Below are 242 nucleotides of genomic sequence, written 5' to 3'. Positions count from 1 at the left end.
CGCCGGCCGCTCCACCTCAGATGATTCAACTGCAACGCCTGCCGCGGCCAGTCGGCCGAGCTCCCTGGGCGACGATCCCCTCACCGCGTCGTTGAGCTATCTCGCCGCCCATCACGGCCGCGCGGTCGTAGAGCGAAACAGACAAGCGTCCGTCCGTGATCGGAAGTCCGCCGAGCAGAGCCTCACGGCTGACCGCGCGGCCGGGAAGGGCGGCGAGAGGGCTCAACGACGCGGTGAGGGGA

The 242-nt window shown here is 69.8% G+C and carries 1 protein-coding gene; it reads right to left on the bottom strand.

What is annotated here, in order from left to right:
* Nucleotides 1-25: 25 nt before the first annotated feature.
* Nucleotides 26-242 (bottom strand): cysteine peptidase family C39 domain-containing protein (locus FNJ47_RS50875; RefSeq protein WP_206685445.1); only part of this gene is annotated, 217 nt, incomplete at its 5' end.

It is taken from the genome of Bradyrhizobium uaiense, assembly GCF_010811875.1.
GTDB classification, from domain to species: domain Bacteria; phylum Pseudomonadota; class Alphaproteobacteria; order Rhizobiales; family Xanthobacteraceae; genus Bradyrhizobium; species Bradyrhizobium uaiense.
Note: the sequence above shows the minus strand (reverse complement) of the source record. Positions and strands in the feature narration are given on the sequence as shown.